Here is a 15,959-nt window from a genome sequence, read left to right as displayed (position 1 = left end):
CGGCGTCAGTATCGCCCGCGGTCGATACCGGAGAACTCGGCCAGTAACTCCTCGCTTTCCGGGAGCAGCCCCAGCACTCGCTCCTCGATGGCATTGCGGCGCGCCTCGAGGTCGGCGAGCCGATCGTCGGTTTCGATCTCGGCGGCGGGCAGTTCGGCGTCGACGACCGCCCGCGTCGACTCCAGACGGAAGTACTCGCCGAGGAGTTCGTACGCGAGGACCTGACACTGTTGGTCGACGGCCGCGCGGAGATCCTCACGCTCGACCGGCTTCGAGAGGTAGTCGTCGAACGGCATGTCGACGATATCCAGTCCGGGATCGATCGCCGTCACCATCACGACTCGCGTTTTGAGATCGCGTTCCCGAAGGCGATCGAGTACCTCGTCCCCCGAGAGATCGGGCATATGCCGATCGAGCAGGACGACATCGGGAACCGGTCCGTCGTCGACGACCGTGAGCGCTTCCTCGCCGCCGTATGCGACGGTCACGTCGGCGACGTCCTCGAGGCGGAGCGCGTACGCGTCGGCCACTTTCTTCTCGTCGTCGACCATCAGAATCCGGGGTTCCGATACGCGCATCACGTTTCCCATCCTACCGGTCGGTAGACTGTCACCGTACTAATATCCCGGCACGAGCGGGACGCGGTGACCACGCGCCGACGCACAGTCGTCTGTCCCCGAACCGAACGGTGAGCACGACACCGCATACCGAGTCGGTTGGACGCCTGCCAATAGCTAGAGTGGCTCCGTGACATCGTTGGGACTAGTAGCGTCATCGTACAGGGACCGTCCCGTCCAACCAACAACCACCGATGTCGAGATCACAGCCGTCTCACAGTGGGGTACGATCGAACGGGCGACGTGGAGCCCCGTTCGAGAACGACGAATCGACGATCGATGCCGAGGCAGTGCTCGAACTCCTGAGCGACGACCACGCCCGGTGTGTCTTAGACGAACTCGGCGAGGCCCCGCGTTCGGCGAGCGAGTTAGTCGAACGCCTGGACAGTTCCCGCGCCACCGTCTACCGGCGTCTGGACAGTCTCGAGTCCGCTGGGCTCGTCCGGAGTTCGATCAGCGTGCAGGCAAACGGTCACCACCGGCAGCGATACCGTATCGCGGTCGATCGAGTGCGCCTCGGCTTCGACAGCGACGGGATCACGCTCGAGGAGAGCGCTCGAGGTGACCGCGGATGCGATGTCGTCTCACCGGTGCACCGCTAAGGGGGTGTGTCGGCTGGGTGTGTAATTCGGAACGAGAGACGACACGACCGTCCGAACTGTACGAACCCTTCTACGATTCCAATACCGAGTCGGCCTGCAGTCCGGTCGAACGCCTAGAAATCGCCCGAATAGCAAGGCGAGAACGACCATATCGACGACTTCCTCGCAGTGCGAGGGAGAAGCAGACGACCGCTATCCTCGCGGCGCTGGGCGACGAATCGACCCTCGCCCTTTCATTCTGTGACGCCGACTGCGATCTCTACTCCATCGTTGAATGAGACGGAGAGCGACACGTCGAGGGCCTCGAACTTCTCCCGGTGGTGCCCGTCGTCACAGATCGTCGTTTCCCGTCGTGCGAGACCGGCGTCGTGAAGATCGTTGAGGCGACGGTAGGCGGTCGGTCGTGATATCTCCGCGGCTTCGGCGACGGCACGGCCGCTTCGTGGGTGCTCCACGATGACTTCGTACACGCGGCGGGTGTACTCGTCCCCGAAGAGCTCGAGGAGTTCGGCCGTCGTGGGGCCATCGGTTTCCGGTCGATCGCTTCGGCGTTTCGACTGTGACGTTTCGAGGGGAGCCATACTACTCGAGACACGACCCGTCACACTGGATGGCGGTGCTAGCTATCCCGTCCGTCTCGGTCGCACGACTCTAGAAGTACAGAGCGACCAGCGGGACCTGTTAGGTCGGCAGGTTCGCAAACATGATGGCCAAGCTACCGAGAACGAAGGTTCCGGACGCGACGACCGCGTACCAGACGATGCCGAACGCGAGTGCGATCCGACCGCTTCGCCCCGCCGCCTCGGCCGTTCGATCGCCGTTTGCAGACGAGAAACGCAAGGCGGCGAATACACCGATTGAGGGGAGGAACACATTGACAGCGAGGACGCCGACGACGATACCCGCTGCGTCGCCGCCCGTGATCGGCCCGGTTCCAGCAACGAGTAGCGCGACGGCGAGATACGAGAGACACTGTCCCACGATCAGGCCGCTTCCGAGAAGCAGATAGTTCGCGACGAACCACCGGGTCGGCCACCGGAACAAGTCGCGGAGTCGTTTGACCGCTAAGAGCGGGGACCAGAACAGCAAAACGACAGCCGCAAAGCCAGCGATAATCCCTAGTTCGGCGAACGCCATACCCGGTCTTATGCCCCGCTACACATATCACCTCGTCTGTGTTTCTCGGTCAGAAATACGAATCGGTTGCTCACTCTCACAGCGGTAACAGCGCGGAAGCCCACGGCTTTAGCCGTGGGAGGAAGCGCGTAAGCTACACTACACGAACCACCGAACACAGCACAGCTGACTCTCCAACGTCATACAAAATCATTAATAAAGAGTAGGCATTACTGTGATACAGATGGCGTGGGAGGTAACTCGCACCGTACGCATCCGCCTCGACGTGCCCGACGACCGCAAGATCGACCTCCACGCCACCAACGACAAATTCCAGTACTGCGCCAACCGAACCAGTGACTGGGCATGGCGCTACCCTGACGAGGACTGCGTAACCAGCAAGAGTGAAGCCGAAGACGCTATTTACGACGACCTCCGCGAAGAAACCGACTACCTGCACGCGAATCTTGTGCAGAAGGCCATCAAACGCGCCACCGACGNCGAAGACGCTATTTACGACGACCTCCGCGAAGAAACCGACTACCTGCACGCGAATCTTGTGCAGAAGGCCATCAAACGCGCCACCGACGACATCGACAACTGCGTTGACAGGCTTGCTGACAGCAAGAACACCAGTAAGCCAGAGTACGACACGTTCAGCATCGTCTACGACAAGCGAGCCGCCACCTACTACCGCGACAAGGTGAGTCTCGCCACCGTCAACGGCAGANCAGAGTACGACACGTTCAGCATCGTCTACGACAAGCGAGCCGCCACCTACTACCGCGACAAGGTGAGTCTCGCCACCGTCAACGGCAGAGTCGAATGCGAATACGACCTGCCTGAGTATACTAAAGGAACGCCACACGGCGAGTACTTGCTGAACGACGACTATTCCTTCTCAACCAGCACTGTCCATTACGACAGCGAAGCCGATGAGTTCTACCTACACGCGGTGATGGAACGAGAACTCGATGTTGAACGTCCTGAGAAAGCCGAGCATTCGAAAGTGCTTGGCGTGGACTGCAACGTTGATGANCATATCGCCGTGACCTCAACAGGTGCATTCGTCGGAAATGCTGACTACCTCAACCACCAGCGCCGCGAGTTTGAAAAACGACGTGCCAGCCTCCAACAAACAGGTACGCGGAACGCCCACCTAACCGTCCAGCGTATTGGTGACAGGTTCAGTCGCTGGAGTAAAGACTACCTCCACCAGTGTTCAAAAGCCATCGTGGAGGCGGCTCGTCGCCACGAGTGTACGCACATTGCGTTCGAGAACTTGGAACAGANCCACCAGTGTTCAAAAGCCATCGTGGAGGCGGCTCGTCGCCACGAGTGTACGCACATTGCGTTCGAGAACTTGGAACAGATTCGAGAGCGGATTAGCGACGAGAAGAAATTCCAACAGTGGGCATTCAACGCACTGCAAACAATGGTTGAGTACAAGGCTAAAGCCTGCGGAATCGTCGTGGAGACTGTGAATCCGCAGTACACGAGCCAGCAATGCTCGAAGTGTGGGTGTACCCTTGAAGAAAACCGTAACGACCAGCACTTCGAGTGTCTGGACTGTGAGTACACGGCGAACGCAGACTATAACGCGGCGAAGAACGTGGCACGGAAACTCACACTCAAACTCCAGCGGGGGCAGAAGTCCCCTGTTGGAGGGGCGTTCTGTCAGTACGCCCTGAAGTCAGGGATGATGACCGTGAACGCTACTGAAGTGGCGTCCGATACTCCCGTGTCGGTAGAACGAGAGTCCACTGGCAAGCCCACCCCTGAAGNGAACGCTACTGAAGTGGCGTCCGATACTCCCGTGTCGGTAGAACGAGAGTCCACTGGCAAGCCCACCCCTGAAGGGGTGGGTAGCTGACGTGAGTGCAGTGCGGTCTCTCGTACCCGGATCGGAGTTTGACACCCGGGCCTGCGACTCGCGTGGGAGATGACCGACGACCTCGAATTCTACTTGACGACGTGCCAGGTCTGGATTTCCCGCTCACTCACTGCGTTCGCTCGCAGTGAGTGCAACACTGCTCCGCCTGTACTTACCGCCAATTCACGATTCCTATCCGGCCCTCTCTGAGTTCTCGGACACAGCGCATCCGATAACTATGTCTGCGAACTGAGGTTTACACTTCCGAAAGCACTTACCGATTGTATTACGATCTATATTCATGAATAGGCGGACACTTCTTGCTGTAGTTACCGCGAGTATAGCTACCATCTCTGGATGTATCGGTGGACGAAATAATGGTAGTGAAGGAAATTACGAGCCATGTAATGCGCGAGTCGTATCCTATTTACAACTTCCAGAAGGCGTCAAAGATGAGGTTGATATAGCATTTGAGGAAGGACAATACTCAACAAGAGGAGAATTATTGTGGGAAAAGATTGACGCTCCAGAGCTACAAGCGATTGAAAAAGATGACGATTATTTTTCTCCCATAGTAGATACAAACGGTGTTTTCCCACTCAAGGAAACGACTCTACAATTTGAGAAAACAACCCCGCAGTATGATGAGCCAGTGAATCTTTCGATCTATCAATCTGTAGCTGACACACTAACTATTTCTATCACAGTCGAATATGAGGGTAGGGTAGTAAATAAAGAACAGAACATTCGTATTCAGGAGAAAGTAAATCCGTATAGTACCGATTATGAGGATAAGAGTGTTCGTCCAAACATTCTAACTGGTCGTAAATATGGACGATATACGTTCGATATTGCTATCGAAGGAAGAGAGAATATTACAGAGATCTTTCAAATCGGCAGTAGTCATTATACTCATACTCCCACTATTCTCTATATACAAGAAGAGAATTCAAGCATTTCAGTGGCTGTAACACGACGAGTAGGTGGTGACCCTGCGCCCTGCCCCTGGTGAGTTGGTACTACCACTCATATCTCGGAACTATTTTCACAATCTCTACTGAACAGTATGTGTCTGACCTCTATTCAGCGGGCCAATCTCGACGACATCCGGAGAGGCCGAGACCTATTCTGATAACTGCATTTCAGTGGCTACTATAGCCATCCGATTATCGGTTCGTCGTCAGAACGGGACTCGAGGCACTGCGAAGCACCCGTTCGGTGATGCTCCCCAGAAAGTGTTCGTCGAGTCCGGTCCGGCCGTGGGTCCCCATGACGACGAGGTCGATCCCTTCTCTGTCGGCGTAGGTCGTAATCTGGTCCGGGACCGATCCCGTTTCCACGGCGGTCACGACGTCGTCGACGCCAAGATCGGTTACCGTCGATTCGGCGTCCGCGAGGAGGTCCACTGCGCGATCCTCGCGGTCGGTCCGATCGATGAGCGAGCCGAACAGTTGCTCCTCGAGAACCGTAAGAATGTGTACCGTCGCGTCGTTTCGGGTTGCCGTGTCCGCCCCTAACTCCAGTGCAATCCCCGCGTGGTCGCTTCCGTCGGACGGGACCAGGACGGATTCGTACGGGTACGTCGGGGTGTCGTCGGTCGCACGAACCGTCAGTACGGGCATCGGCGCTGCGTTGACGACGCGCTCCGCAACGCTTCCGATGACGTAGCCCTCGAGGCCGTCGCGTCCGTGGGTTCCCATCGCCACGAGATCGACATCTTTCCGTTCGGCGTAGTCGACGATCGCGTCGGCGGGCCCGCCTTGTACGACATCCGTGGTTGCGGGAACGTCGCGGTCCGCCGCCCGTTCGCGGGCGTCGGAAACGATTTCCTCGCCCTCGCGTACGAGGACGTCGACGACGTCGGTCCCGATCCGGGTCTGACTCGGCTCGTTCGTGTCCGCGACGTAGAGGAGGGTCACGGTCGCGTCGTGGTCGGCCGCGATCTCGAGTGCGTGGTCCAGCGCCACTGTCGCGGAATCGCTCCCGTCGACGGGAACGAGAATGCGGTCGTACATGACAGTCGGTGCCTACGTTCCGATCCGGTATACACCTTGACCTCTCGGAGACGGATTTGTTCGGAGCGGCGATCGTCGTCCAGTTCGGCTGAGACAGGGTGGCGAATCTCGTCGCTTCGGACGAGAGCGAGGACTGACGAACGCGACCGTGTCTCGAACTGCGACGCATCTCCTTTCTCGAGGTGATCTCGGATCGACGCCGAACGAGGAGCGCGGTCCGGGTTTCGGATCAGTGCTGGGATGCTTTGATCTCCGCGTAATACTCTTCTTTCGTCCAGTCGCCGTCGAGATACGCGGTCGCCCATTCGGGCTCGAGAAAGACCATGAAATCCGTGATCCCGTCCTCATCGAGAGCGGTCGGCATCGATTGTCGGTCGAACCCCTGATCGACGATGTCGGCGTACGCGTCGCCGAGAATCCGGATGTCTCCGTCGACGCCGGTGCTGTCGGTGTACTGGGGGACGAACATATCGTGTAGATGCCATTCGGCCACCGAGAGATCGCCGTCGATCGCGTCGACCATCTCCGTCGCGAGCGCGCTCGTTTCGTCGCTCACGTCGCTTCCGACATCGCCTCGCTGGTCGCCGTCGTCGGTTTCTTGGTTTTCGTCCCCACTTTCGCCTGTCTCGCCGAGACACCCTGCGATCGTTCCGACGCCGACGGCGACCCCGCCGGTCAGCACTGATCGTCGCGATACGCCATCGACCGCAGTAGATAGCTTTTCTTGCACGGTATGTTCTCCGTTCGATCGGCTCTCTCGGAGCTACGGACTCAAACAGTTAAAAACGTGCGTTCGATCACGTGTCATCGACGACCGATCGATTCGCGAAACGGGGTGCTCGAGGTCCGTTCGCCGACAGCGCAGTTCGTCAGTTGCGACAGGGGGATCTATGCTCTGGCGGCCGGTACCGACTAGTGCTGTGGTATCCGATCGACACCGACTCGAGGAGACGTTCTGGCGGCGACATTCCAATCCGAAGAGCGGCTGGAGTCGCACGGTAGTGCTCCCCGCACTACTCTACGCGATTTACCATCGGGAGTGGAAGATGGCGGCGGCGGTCGTGGCGTTCACCGTCCTCAATCCGCTGCTGTTCTCGCCGCCGGAAACCGACGAAGCGTGGATGACCCGCGTGGTCCTCGCCGAGCGATGGTGGAAGGACCGAGACCGCGGTGTCCTCGGAATCACGTATCCGAACGTTCTCAACACGGTCAACATCCCGGTCACTCTCTACGCGATTTTCGCAGCGTCTCGCCGGCAACCGCTTCGAACCGCACTCGCCGGAGCCGGGTCGATGCTGCTCAAATTCTGGTACGTCGGCGAACTCGTCCGCGAGTACGATGTCGAGACCGACCGCTAGTTGACGAGCCGCTCGCTGGTTGCTCCGCTGTACGCAGCGACCGCTGTCTAACGGGGACTGGCAGGGGGTTTCAATACCGACGCGGAAGTGGAAGCGACTACCGGACCCATGACGGAGGATCGTTCCGCCGCGGATATCTTTCGCCTGCTCGCCGACGAGACCCGGATCGATATTCTTCGCGCCGTCGCCGTCGCACAGTCCGAGCGGGAGCAGGTCGGCTCGGGGGCCGCTGAACTCGCGTTTTCCGAAATCTACGAGCGTGTTGCGGTGGAGAACACGTCGAAACTCTCGTATCACCTCGGTGAACTCGCGGGAACCTACCTGCGGAAACGCGACGACGGGTATTCGCTTTCCCATGCCGGAGAACGGATCGTCCGGTTCATTCTCTCGCGGAACTACGAGCGGCCGGCGTCGTTCGGTCCGGAACCGGTCGCCGGGACGTGTCTTTTTTGCGGGGCGGAAGCGCTCGAGGCGAGGCTGTCCCACCAGTTCTTCCGTATCGACTGTACGGCCTGTGACCAGCAGGTAACGGGGCAGCCGATAACGCCCGCACAGGTCGAGACGCGCGACGGTGACGAACTGATTCGGAGCGTGAAATTCCAGAGTACGGCAGATTTCAGGCAGATCCGACGGGGGATGTGTCCGGAAGCAACTGTTCTGTGGTTGCGTCATCTTCCGTCGGTTTCCTCTCCGACCTACTCGCTCACTTCGCTCGCTCCTTGAGATCGGAGGATCCACCTTGTATTATGCTGAAGCGGAATACGCACAGCATTGACGTTGAACTATTCCACTCGGGAATAAAACAATCGTGTATAATTTCGGTTGGAGGGCAAATATTTAACCGGTATACACCTAAACCACGCATAGATGGCTAACCCCGAATCATCGACGTCTGAGGCTCGTTTCTCTTCTCCCTCTCTCGCCTCGAACATCGATGGCCGCTTTTTCCAGACGCTGCTCGAAAACACGTCAGATGGCATACTGACGATCGATGAACACAGCGAAATCGTCTTCGCAAACCCCGCGATCGAAGACATTCTCGGCTATCGTCCCGACGAGTTGATCGGAAGTTCCAAACTGGAAGTCATCCCCGAACGGCTCCAACACGTCCACAAACGGCAACTCGAGCGATACATCGAAACCGGCGAGAAGAACATCGATTGGGGCGGTGTCGAACTCCCCGCGGTACACAAAGACGGGCACGAAGTCCCAGTCTCGATCAGCTTCCGCGAACACGAGTACGACGGTACTCGGTTGTTCACGGGCATCTTCCGGGACATCTCCGAGCGAAAGCAAAACGAGCAGGTCCTACGGGAACAGAACGAACGGCTTGAAGAGTTCGCGAGCGTCCTCTCGCACGATCTACAAAACTCGGTGAATATCGCGCAGGGATATACGGAACTCCTCGCGGAGGACATCGACCGGGACGAACTAGACGAGATCGCGGACGCCATTACTCGGATTCAGAACCTCCACGACGACATGCTCACGCTCACGCAAGAAGAAAAATCGCTGGGGACGATTGAATCAGTCGCCCTCGGGAAAGCCGTCGCAGAAGCGTGGCGATGGGTCGATACGGGCCACGCGACATTAGTGCTCGAAGACGAACCGATAACGGTGGAGGCGGATAAAAGCCGCCTCAGTTCGTTGCTGGAAAACCTGCTCAACAACGCCGTCGAACACGGGGGCGCTTCCGTGACCGTTCAGGTCGGACCCCTCGCGGACGGCGACGGGTTCTACGTCGAGGACAACGGGGCTGGCATACCAGACGAAGAGCGAAAGACCGTCTTCGAGCACGGGTATACGACCAGTTCCGACGGCACCGGGTTAGGACTCTCGATCATCAAGCGAATCGCTGACGGTCACGGATGGCAGGTACGACTTCGTGACAGCGAGAGCGGCGGTGCCCGCTTCGAGTTCCATATTTAGAATCCGCAGCCGTCTCGAAATCTGCACGGGTGATCCGTTCCACACCAGTACTGTATCGTTCGTCTCGATCGTATCTGGTCGCAGTTCGATGTCGTTCAGTTCGCCGAACTCTTGCTATTTGCGATTCGTGTACTGGATCGTCGCTTCGGTATCGAGGTGTGTAAAGGGAACCGGCCGTGTGTCCACGGCCGCTGGACGACCCGCTGTCTCCCGGCCATTCAATCCGTTTTCAGTTCAGTGACGGAGAGACGGGTGTTCCCGTTTTAGCGGATCGACACCGCGGCCGTCGCCGGGGAGCCGCCACGTTCATTCGGTGTATCTCTCGATCAGGCCGCGGAGCCGATCTGCTGGGAGCGCGCCAGTCTGTTGTTCGACCTGCTCCCCGTCCGCGAAGAGCGCGAGCGTCGGAACGCCTCTGACGCCGTACGATCCCGCGAGCTGCTGGTGGCTGTCGACGTCGACTTTCGCGACCACGGCCTCGGTCTCGTCGGCCAGTCCCTCGAGAACGGGCTCGAGCATCTGACAGGGGCCACACCAGTCGGCGTAGAAGTCGACGAGAACTACGTCGTGTTTCGCCGTGACCTCCTCGAGGTGGGCTTCGCCCTCGATGGGGAGTGGCTCGTTCATCGACTGGTCGGCACCGCCGCGTGTATCAGTCGTCATCACTCCCACGTACGGATCGAGGGCGCTTAAAGTTTGTGTGTATTGCACAATACAGTGGCCTTGAGAGCTGACGGGTACATACTGTGTTAGTTCAAAACTGAAACGAAGGCGGCGGTAATACTTGATAACAACGCGGAATACGGGGACCATCTTTTTCGAAATTCAGCTATTGTTGTGCGTTTAATTGGCAATTATGGCCAGACGGAGCCGACGGTGGCGACGCGGCCATGGCGACCACGTGCCAGCATCGTCCCGCAGCTAAATTGCGGAATCACGTATCGAATCGTGCATCGTACTCTCTTGTGCTTCGCCGTGATCGTTGCACTCGAGTCTGCTGCCGTCAGGCAGGTGGGGACGGTACTGCTGGCCGTGCCGGGGAACTCATGGTGTACGCGTTGGATCGATCGTGCCACCGGCGACGGAGTTCTCAGAGTGCAGGAAGTGACGGTGTTCTTATGGAACGCTGGGGCGAAGCCCCGCCGGAGTGAACTCCCTCGAAATCGGTCTCAGGCTGTTCGCCGGGATGGGGCTGATACTCGCGAACGCCTTCTTCGTCGCGATCGAGTTCGCCCTCACTCGCGTCAGACAGTACCCGGAATCGGCGTTTGACGAACCGGGGCTCCGGCGAGCGTGGGAGATGACCGACGACCTCGAGATCTATCTCACGAGTTGTCAAGTTGGGATCAGTGCGACGAGTATCGCCGTCGGCATCGTCGCCGAACCGGCCCTCGCGACGCTCGTTAGCCCGCTGTTCGAGAACACGACCGTCGCATCCGCGGGAGCCGGTGCCGTTCTCGCATTCGTCATTATCAACCTCCTCCATCTCACGCACGGCGAACAGACACCGACCTACCTCGGCGTCGAGCGAACGAAGTTCGTCGCGAAATACGGCGCGACACCGCTGTATTGGTTCGCACGGCTGCTCTCGCCCGTCATCTGGTTCGGCGACGCGGTCGCGAAGTGGACGCTTCGACGCTTCGGTATCGAGATGACCGGCGCGTGGCTCGAGACCGAAACTGAGATCATCGAGACCCGGGCCGAGCTCCGGAACCGGCTCGCGTCCGTCCTCGAACGGGGCAACCTCCCCGACGAACGGCGCGAGGAAATCATCAATGCACTGACCGTCGGCGAACGTCCCGTCGAGGACGCTATGACGGACATCGAAGACGTCGTCTTTCTCTCGCGGACGGCGTCGGTCGAGGAGAACCTCGAGCGGATCGGGTCGAGCCCTCACACGCGCTTCCCACTGATCGATGACGAACCCGAGGCGTTCGTCGGAATCGTCTACGTTCCGACGGTCGTCGACAGGATCGACGCCCTCCGGAACGGAACGGTAATGTTCGACGACCTCGCGACACCGCCGAACACGCTCGTCGCCGATATGCCCGTTAGTGACGCCATCGACGAATTTCAAGCGGCCCATCAGGAACTCGCGCTCGTCGAAGCCGACGGCGAGATCGTCGGCCTCCTCACGGCGACGGACGCCCTCGAGGAACTGGTCGGCGCGTTCGAGGATCCGCTCGATACGGTGGATTTCGTCCCGGATCGGCACCGATAAGCGCCGATCGAAACGGATCGGTTGCGTTTTCGTGGCCCGCTCGATCTCTCGGCGGCCGATCGGATCAGCTCTCGGCGGGGACTTCGGTGTTGGCCTCGGCGTGTTCGTACTTGTCCTCGAACTCCTGGATGAGTTGCCCCATCTTCGCGTACCAGTCGTTTAACATCCGCTGCATATCGTTGGCGATCTGGGTTGGATCCGTCGGGTAGTAGACGTGGTAGTAGCCGCCCTTTTCGTAGTTGATCTGCTCTTTCTGGATGAATCCGCTCTGGAGCAGTCGCTGGATCGAGCGGTACGCGGTCGAACGCTCGCGGTCGACTCGGTCGGCGACCTCGTCGATCGTCAGCGCTTCCTCGCTCTCGACCAGTACGCGGAAGCAGTCCTTGTCGAGTTGTTTGAGCCCGTGGATACACTCCAGCAGCCCCTCACACTCCATGTCCTGCTGTAGTTGCTCTGCCATCGAGTTTGCCATTTTACTACTGCGTGGTAGGGCCCGTACCGGCATAAGGGTTGTGTGAATATTGTGCAATCTCAATGAGCCGATACGGGACGGCAACGAGCGGTCCGCTGTGACGTTACTCTGCGGACGCCGCAGAGGACTTCGACCGCTTTCGGACCGCGGTGACGGTGCTGTAGATCACGGCCCCGCCGACCGTAAACGCCGAAAGCAGGATCAGGGCGAAACCGACCGTGTTGAACGCCTCGATCGCCAAGTAGTCGCCGGCCTGCTGGAACGCCACGGCGACCGATCCGCCCAGCAGCATCAGCCCGAAATAGATCTCGATGTCGTCTTCGTCGACGATGGTCGTCGCGGCGGACCCGATCCGGGCACCCAGCGCGCTCCCGGCGAGCAGCGGCGCGACGATCGAGAGGTCGACGCCGCCGTTGAGTCCGTAGGTGAACGCGCCAAACCCACCCGAGAAGACGATTTCGAACAGGTCGGTTCCGACCGCGACGGGAACTGGGACACCGATGAGATAGACCATCGCGGGCATCTTGATGAACCCGCCGCCGACGCCGAGAAAGCCCGATAGCAGGCCCGTCGCGAACGCGACGGCCAGAACCACCCATAGCGACACGTCGATCCCGCCTGCGACCGTCATCATGGGCGGCACGCGGTAGGACTGAATCGTCTTCGCGACATCCGGAATTGCGTCCGGATCGAACTCCTCGTCCGACCGCTCGTGGGGACCGTCGCTCGAGCCGTCTCCACCGTCGGTTTTGAGCGCGTTCCGGGTTACGAATAGCCCGACGACACCCAGCAGGATGACGTACGTGACACCGATCGCGCCGCTGGCGAGCCCCAGTGTTTCGAGGTGATAGACCAGTCGACTGCCGACTTCGATGCCGGTCGTCGTTCCGGCGATCATCAGCGCGCCGAGTTTGTAGTCGACCTGTCCGAGGTCGCGGTGTTTCAGCGTCGCGATGACGGCGGTTCCGAAGACGAACGCCATCCCGCTCCCGACGGCGACTCTGGCGGGATACCCCATCACGAGCAACGCGGGCGTGACGAGGAACGACCCGCCCATTCCGAAGAATCCGAACAGAATGCCGATCATAAAGCCAAAGCCCACGAACAGCACGAGCGTCGTGAGTGCGATTCCGAGGAGTTCCATCTATCTGTCTTCGATCGCTTGAATGAGTGTGGCTGCGACGACGGACTCGAGCGCGCCGTACCCGACGTAGAGGACGAACGCTTCGAGGAGGACGGTGCCGACGAGCGCGCTTGCCTGTACTGCTGACGAAGACCCAGCGAGGTCGATCATTGGGATCGACCACCGCGGTTCGGTTGTGTGCGTAACATGGTTTTCTGCTCGGTATCGTCTACCCGGAGGATGGCTATAATGCTTTTGGGAATACTATACAATATTACTGCAGTCTATCTCACGACTATCCAACGAGAATATTCGAATACGTTACGGAGATACTGACATCGGGTAGTCGACCGTCTCCGCTACTGGGGCGCGGATAGCGCGACTCGGCCAAAATACTACCGCATCTTATAGGTTGTCGCGACGAACGTCATCGCGAACCGACGAATCGGAACTCCATCGTGATTTCGGAGTTAATATTGATTCGCCCAAACAATATTATGGCGCTGCTTCCTACGCGTTGTATGAAAGCGATCTGTGCGACCGACCTCTCCGCCGCCAGCGAGGCGACGATCGAGAGCGAGACCTGCCTCGAGTGTCTCGGCCGAATCGGCGTCGAGGAACTCCACCTCGTGACCGTGATTCCGTCGAACGTTCACGGTGGAATGCCCGGAATCGACTTCGAAAAGCGACGCGAGCGGGCACTGGGACGCTACCGTCGCGTCATCGAAGACGCGGGCTTCGACGTGGAGGCACACGTCGTCCGCGGCACACCCCATCGTCGTCTCAACGGGGTCGCGGAGGCGATCGGCGCTAGCCTCACGGTCATCAGTTCGCGAGGAGAGAGCCCGCTCGAGAACCGCGTGATCGGCTCGACCGCACGCAATCTCGCGCGAACGACGGTCGTTCCACTGCTTGTCAATCGCGTCGAACGCGCGGCGGACGAGCCGGACGTCCTTCGCGAACACCTGTTCCGACGGATGCTGTACGCGACGGACTTCTCGGAGAACGCCGAGCGGGCGTTCGAGGCGTTCTCGTACCTCCGTCACGCGACGTGGGAGGCGACGCTCGTTCATGTCGAAACGCCGAAAGACCCGGGGCTTCCGGAGGCTGTCGACCCCGAAGCGCGACTGGCGGAGCTGGCGACCCAGCTCGAGGAGTGGGGAATCGAGACGCGAACCGAGGTCCGGCGGGGCGATCCCGCCGACGAGATCCTCGCTGCGGAGGTCGAGTACGATCCGACGACGGTCCTCGTCGGCTCGCGCGGTCACAGCCGGCTCCGCCGACTGTTGCTCGGCAGCGTCTCCGAAGACATCGTCGCGCGGGCACACGGGAACGTACTGCTCGTCCCGCCGGAGCGAACGGCCTGACACAGCGACGACCCGAATCGGTTCGACGCGCCGCGAGCGCTCGCGACGAGAGATGTCGCAATACGAGCGGAGACGGCCAGTGTCGATACCCGCGTGGCTACCAGGCTCGCGAGAGCGGGGACTGCGAACAGTCGTCTCGTTCCGTGATCTGGTCGTGGCCGAACCGCTGGGTTTGCGGCCTCGACCCTCGAGAGACGTTAGTCGGCACCCGCCGGGGCCGCGTCTGCCGCGGTGTGCTTGCTGCGCCAGACGCCCTGTAGGTACGCGCCGGCGAACATACCGGCAAGCGCCCACAAGATCGAAACGTTGCCGACGCCGAGGCTGGCGTAGGCAGCGCCAGGACAGATCCCCGAGAGCCCCCAGCCGACGCCGAAGATCCCGCCGCCGATCAGGACGTTCCGGTCGAACGGCTTCAGTCGGCGTTCGTACGGGTCGCCCGTCAGCGGCGCACTGTCACGGAGTCGGGGCATTACGGCGAACGCGATCCCGGAGACGATCGCCGCGCCGAACATGACGAACAGCAGTCCGAAGTCCTCGAACTGCAGGAAATTCAGCACGACTTCCGGACGCGCCATCTGGCTGAATCCGAGCCCGAACCCGAAGAGCAGGCCGCCGACGAGGACCAACGGCATGAACAGGGGATGTCGATTCCGACTCACGGCTCGTCACCTCGCCGTTCACCACCTCGAGACGTAATCGTCTCACACATTACGGACTCACCCCCACCGTTGCGACGAGCTGTGCGGTCACGATCGCGACCGTTAGAAACGTCACGACGCCGACGATCGAGGTCTTCGACGCCGAGCCGACGCCGCAGACGCCGTGGCCGGACGTACACCCCTTGCCGAGTCGGGTGCCGATCCCGACGAACACGCCGCCGACCAACAGCCGCCAGGCTTGCACGTCGGTCGACCAAAGCGTCAGGCCGCCGACCTCGTAGAGCTCGCCCGTCGTTCCGGGCTGGTAGAGCGAGGTCGTGATCACCCCGGATTGGACCGTCGCTGCGAACGCCAGTCCGCCCAAGACGATGCCGAGCGTGAACACGACGCGCCAGTCCCGGGACGAGACGTACTGCTGGAAGCGCGACTGCTCGGAGCCGTACGACAGCGTCGACTCGAGGAACGTACTCGCCCCGGCCGGGATCCCGGTCCCGACGTAGATCACGACCGTACCGAGACCCACGAGTACCCCGCCGACGGCGTAGCGGCCGATTCCTTCGGGGAACAGCGCGGCGACCAGTTCGAGCGTGACTAGGTCAGCTACCAT

General features: G+C 60.0%; 19 protein-coding genes. 8 read left to right on the top strand and 11 right to left on the bottom strand.

The features are described from left to right. Nucleotides 1–5: 5 nt before the first annotated feature. Entirely contained in the window at nucleotides 6–590 is a 585-nt protein-coding gene (locus C489_RS19450; RefSeq protein ID WP_006433097.1) for a response regulator transcription factor, read from the bottom strand. 317 nt (nucleotides 591–907) lie between these two features. Here C489_RS19450 and C489_RS19445 point away from each other — a divergent pair, with 317 nt between their 5' ends. Continuing rightward, entirely contained in the window at nucleotides 908–1,219 is a 312-nt protein-coding gene (locus C489_RS19445) for an ArsR/SmtB family transcription factor (RefSeq protein ID WP_239642090.1), read from the top strand. Nucleotides 1,220–1,452: 233 nt separating this feature from the next. On the opposite strand, the gene C489_RS19440 is transcribed toward C489_RS19445, so the two are convergent. Both C489_RS19440 and C489_RS19435 read right to left on the bottom strand, forming a co-directional pair. Further along, nucleotides 1,453–1,800 carry a helix-turn-helix domain-containing protein gene (locus C489_RS19440; RefSeq protein ID WP_006433093.1) on the bottom strand — a complete coding sequence of 116 codons (348 nt, stop codon included), beginning with the start codon at nucleotides 1,798–1,800 and terminating at the stop codon, nucleotides 1,453–1,455. Between the two features lie 100 nt (nucleotides 1,801–1,900). Further along, a complete protein-coding gene (locus tag C489_RS19435) occupies nucleotides 1,901–2,356 on the bottom strand; it encodes a hypothetical protein (protein ID WP_006433091.1) in 456 nt (151 codons plus the stop codon). Between the two features lie 223 nt (nucleotides 2,357–2,579). On the opposite strand from C489_RS19435, the gene C489_RS19430 reads away from it, so the two are divergent. Both C489_RS19430 and C489_RS21740 read left to right on the top strand, forming a co-directional pair. After that, a complete protein-coding gene (locus C489_RS19430) occupies nucleotides 2,580–4,208 on the top strand; it encodes an RNA-guided endonuclease InsQ/TnpB family protein (RefSeq protein WP_006433089.1) in 1,629 nt (542 codons plus the stop codon). A gap of 301 nt (nucleotides 4,209–4,509) precedes the next feature. Continuing rightward, entirely contained in the window at nucleotides 4,510–5,220 is a 711-nt protein-coding gene (locus tag C489_RS21740; RefSeq protein WP_152423206.1) for a hypothetical protein, read from the top strand. Nucleotides 5,221–5,374: 154 nt separating this feature from the next. Here C489_RS21740 and C489_RS19425 read toward each other — a convergent pair whose 3' ends face one another. Together C489_RS19425 and C489_RS19420 are read right to left on the bottom strand one after the other, a co-directional pair. Further along, nucleotides 5,375–6,223 (bottom strand): universal stress protein, encoded by an 849-nt coding sequence (locus C489_RS19425; RefSeq protein ID WP_006433087.1) that lies wholly within the window; start codon nucleotides 6,221–6,223, stop codon nucleotides 5,375–5,377. Nucleotides 6,224–6,452: 229 nt separating this feature from the next. Continuing rightward, entirely contained in the window at nucleotides 6,453–6,953 is a 501-nt protein-coding gene (locus C489_RS19420; RefSeq protein ID WP_152423205.1) for a hypothetical protein, read from the bottom strand. A gap of 190 nt (nucleotides 6,954–7,143) precedes the next feature. Here C489_RS19420 and C489_RS19415 point away from each other — a divergent pair, with 190 nt between their 5' ends. The 3 genes from C489_RS19415 to C489_RS19405 all read left to right on the top strand — a co-directional run bounded on the left by C489_RS19415 (nucleotide 7,144) and on the right by C489_RS19405 (nucleotide 9,510). Continuing rightward, complete coding sequence (locus C489_RS19415; protein ID WP_006433084.1) at nucleotides 7,144–7,581, top strand: DUF6653 family protein; 438 nt, start codon at nucleotides 7,144–7,146, stop codon at nucleotides 7,579–7,581. A gap of 108 nt (nucleotides 7,582–7,689) precedes the next feature. Then, nucleotides 7,690–8,304 (top strand): DUF7351 domain-containing protein, encoded by a 615-nt coding sequence (locus tag C489_RS19410; RefSeq protein ID WP_006433082.1) that lies wholly within the window; start codon nucleotides 7,690–7,692, stop codon nucleotides 8,302–8,304. Between the two features lie 144 nt (nucleotides 8,305–8,448). Further along, complete coding sequence (locus tag C489_RS19405; RefSeq protein ID WP_006433081.1) at nucleotides 8,449–9,510, top strand: PAS domain S-box protein; 1,062 nt, start codon at nucleotides 8,449–8,451, stop codon at nucleotides 9,508–9,510. 306 nt (nucleotides 9,511–9,816) lie between these two features. Here the strand turns inward: C489_RS19405 and trxA are convergent, their stop codons facing one another. Then, complete coding sequence (trxA, locus tag C489_RS19400; RefSeq protein WP_006433080.1) at nucleotides 9,817–10,173, bottom strand: thioredoxin; 357 nt, start codon at nucleotides 10,171–10,173, stop codon at nucleotides 9,817–9,819. Between the two features lie 484 nt (nucleotides 10,174–10,657). Here trxA and C489_RS19395 point away from each other — a divergent pair, with 484 nt between their 5' ends. Next, complete coding sequence (locus C489_RS19395) at nucleotides 10,658–11,731, top strand: CNNM domain-containing protein (protein ID WP_049891126.1); 1,074 nt, start codon at nucleotides 10,658–10,660, stop codon at nucleotides 11,729–11,731. Between the two features lie 64 nt (nucleotides 11,732–11,795). Here the strand turns inward: C489_RS19395 and C489_RS19390 are convergent, their stop codons facing one another. The 3 genes from C489_RS19390 to C489_RS22350 form a co-directional block, all read right to left on the bottom strand. Continuing rightward, on the bottom strand, nucleotides 11,796–12,203 hold the full coding sequence (locus tag C489_RS19390) for a helix-turn-helix domain-containing protein (RefSeq protein WP_006433078.1): 408 nt from the start codon (nucleotides 12,201–12,203) through the stop codon (nucleotides 11,796–11,798). A 103-nt stretch (nucleotides 12,204–12,306) separates the two neighbouring features. Continuing rightward, nucleotides 12,307–13,347 carry a sulfite exporter TauE/SafE family protein gene (locus tag C489_RS19385; RefSeq protein WP_006433077.1) on the bottom strand — a complete coding sequence of 347 codons (1,041 nt, stop codon included), beginning with the start codon at nucleotides 13,345–13,347 and terminating at the stop codon, nucleotides 12,307–12,309. Beyond that, the gene (locus tag C489_RS22350; protein WP_006433076.1) at nucleotides 13,348–13,497 is read right to left on the bottom strand and encodes a DUF7512 family protein; all 150 of its coding nucleotides are present in this window, start codon (nucleotides 13,495–13,497) and stop codon (nucleotides 13,348–13,350) included. It lies immediately after the preceding gene. A gap of 350 nt (nucleotides 13,498–13,847) precedes the next feature. On the opposite strand from C489_RS22350, the gene C489_RS19380 reads away from it, so the two are divergent. Further along, nucleotides 13,848–14,693 (top strand): universal stress protein, encoded by an 846-nt coding sequence (locus C489_RS19380; RefSeq protein WP_006433075.1) that lies wholly within the window; start codon nucleotides 13,848–13,850, stop codon nucleotides 14,691–14,693. A 197-nt stretch (nucleotides 14,694–14,890) separates the two neighbouring features. Here C489_RS19380 and C489_RS19375 read toward each other — a convergent pair whose 3' ends face one another. After that, nucleotides 14,891–15,352 carry a DUF6691 family protein gene (locus tag C489_RS19375; RefSeq protein ID WP_338041775.1) on the bottom strand — a complete coding sequence of 154 codons (462 nt, stop codon included), beginning with the start codon at nucleotides 15,350–15,352 and terminating at the stop codon, nucleotides 14,891–14,893. Nucleotides 15,353–15,401: 49 nt separating this feature from the next. Continuing rightward, a complete protein-coding gene (locus C489_RS19370; RefSeq protein ID WP_006433073.1) occupies nucleotides 15,402–15,959 on the bottom strand; it encodes a YeeE/YedE family protein in 558 nt (185 codons plus the stop codon).

Origin of the sequence: Natrinema versiforme JCM 10478 (assembly GCF_000337195.1) — an archaeon.
Taxonomy (GTDB): domain Archaea; phylum Halobacteriota; class Halobacteria; order Halobacteriales; family Natrialbaceae; genus Natrinema; species Natrinema versiforme.
Note: the sequence above shows the minus strand (reverse complement) of the source record. Positions and strands in the feature narration are given on the sequence as shown.

What these genes read in the sequence shown, in the direction of transcription:
- trxA (WP_006433080.1), bottom strand. Translation starts at nt 10,173, where the DNA reads ATGACGACTGATACACGCGGCGGTGCCGACCAGTCGATGAACGAGCCA.
- C489_RS19385 (WP_006433077.1), bottom strand. Translation starts at nt 13,347, where the DNA reads ATGGAACTCCTCGGAATCGCACTCACGACGCTCGTGCTGTTCGTGGGC.
- C489_RS19380 (WP_006433075.1), top strand. Translation starts at nt 13,848, where the DNA reads ATGAAAGCGATCTGTGCGACCGACCTCTCCGCCGCCAGCGAGGCGACG.
- C489_RS21740 (WP_152423206.1), top strand. Translation starts at nt 4,510, where the DNA reads ATGAATAGGCGGACACTTCTTGCTGTAGTTACCGCGAGTATAGCTACC.
- C489_RS19435 (WP_006433091.1), bottom strand. Translation starts at nt 2,356, where the DNA reads ATGGCGTTCGCCGAACTAGGGATTATCGCTGGCTTTGCGGCTGTCGTT.
- C489_RS19370 (WP_006433073.1), bottom strand. Translation starts at nt 15,959, where the DNA reads ATGGTAGCTGACCTAGTCACGCTCGAACTGGTCGCCGCGCTGTTCCCC.
- C489_RS19410 (WP_006433082.1), top strand. Translation starts at nt 7,690, where the DNA reads ATGACGGAGGATCGTTCCGCCGCGGATATCTTTCGCCTGCTCGCCGAC.
- C489_RS22350 (WP_006433076.1), bottom strand. Translation starts at nt 13,497, where the DNA reads ATGATCGACCTCGCTGGGTCTTCGTCAGCAGTACAGGCAAGCGCGCTC.
- C489_RS19450 (WP_006433097.1), bottom strand. Translation starts at nt 590, where the DNA reads ATGGGAAACGTGATGCGCGTATCGGAACCCCGGATTCTGATGGTCGAC.
- C489_RS19390 (WP_006433078.1), bottom strand. Translation starts at nt 12,203, where the DNA reads ATGGCAAACTCGATGGCAGAGCAACTACAGCAGGACATGGAGTGTGAG.
- C489_RS19425 (WP_006433087.1), bottom strand. Translation starts at nt 6,223, where the DNA reads ATGTACGACCGCATTCTCGTTCCCGTCGACGGGAGCGATTCCGCGACA.
- C489_RS19405 (WP_006433081.1), top strand. Translation starts at nt 8,449, where the DNA reads ATGGCTAACCCCGAATCATCGACGTCTGAGGCTCGTTTCTCTTCTCCC.
- C489_RS19440 (WP_006433093.1), bottom strand. Translation starts at nt 1,800, where the DNA reads ATGGCTCCCCTCGAAACGTCACAGTCGAAACGCCGAAGCGATCGACCG.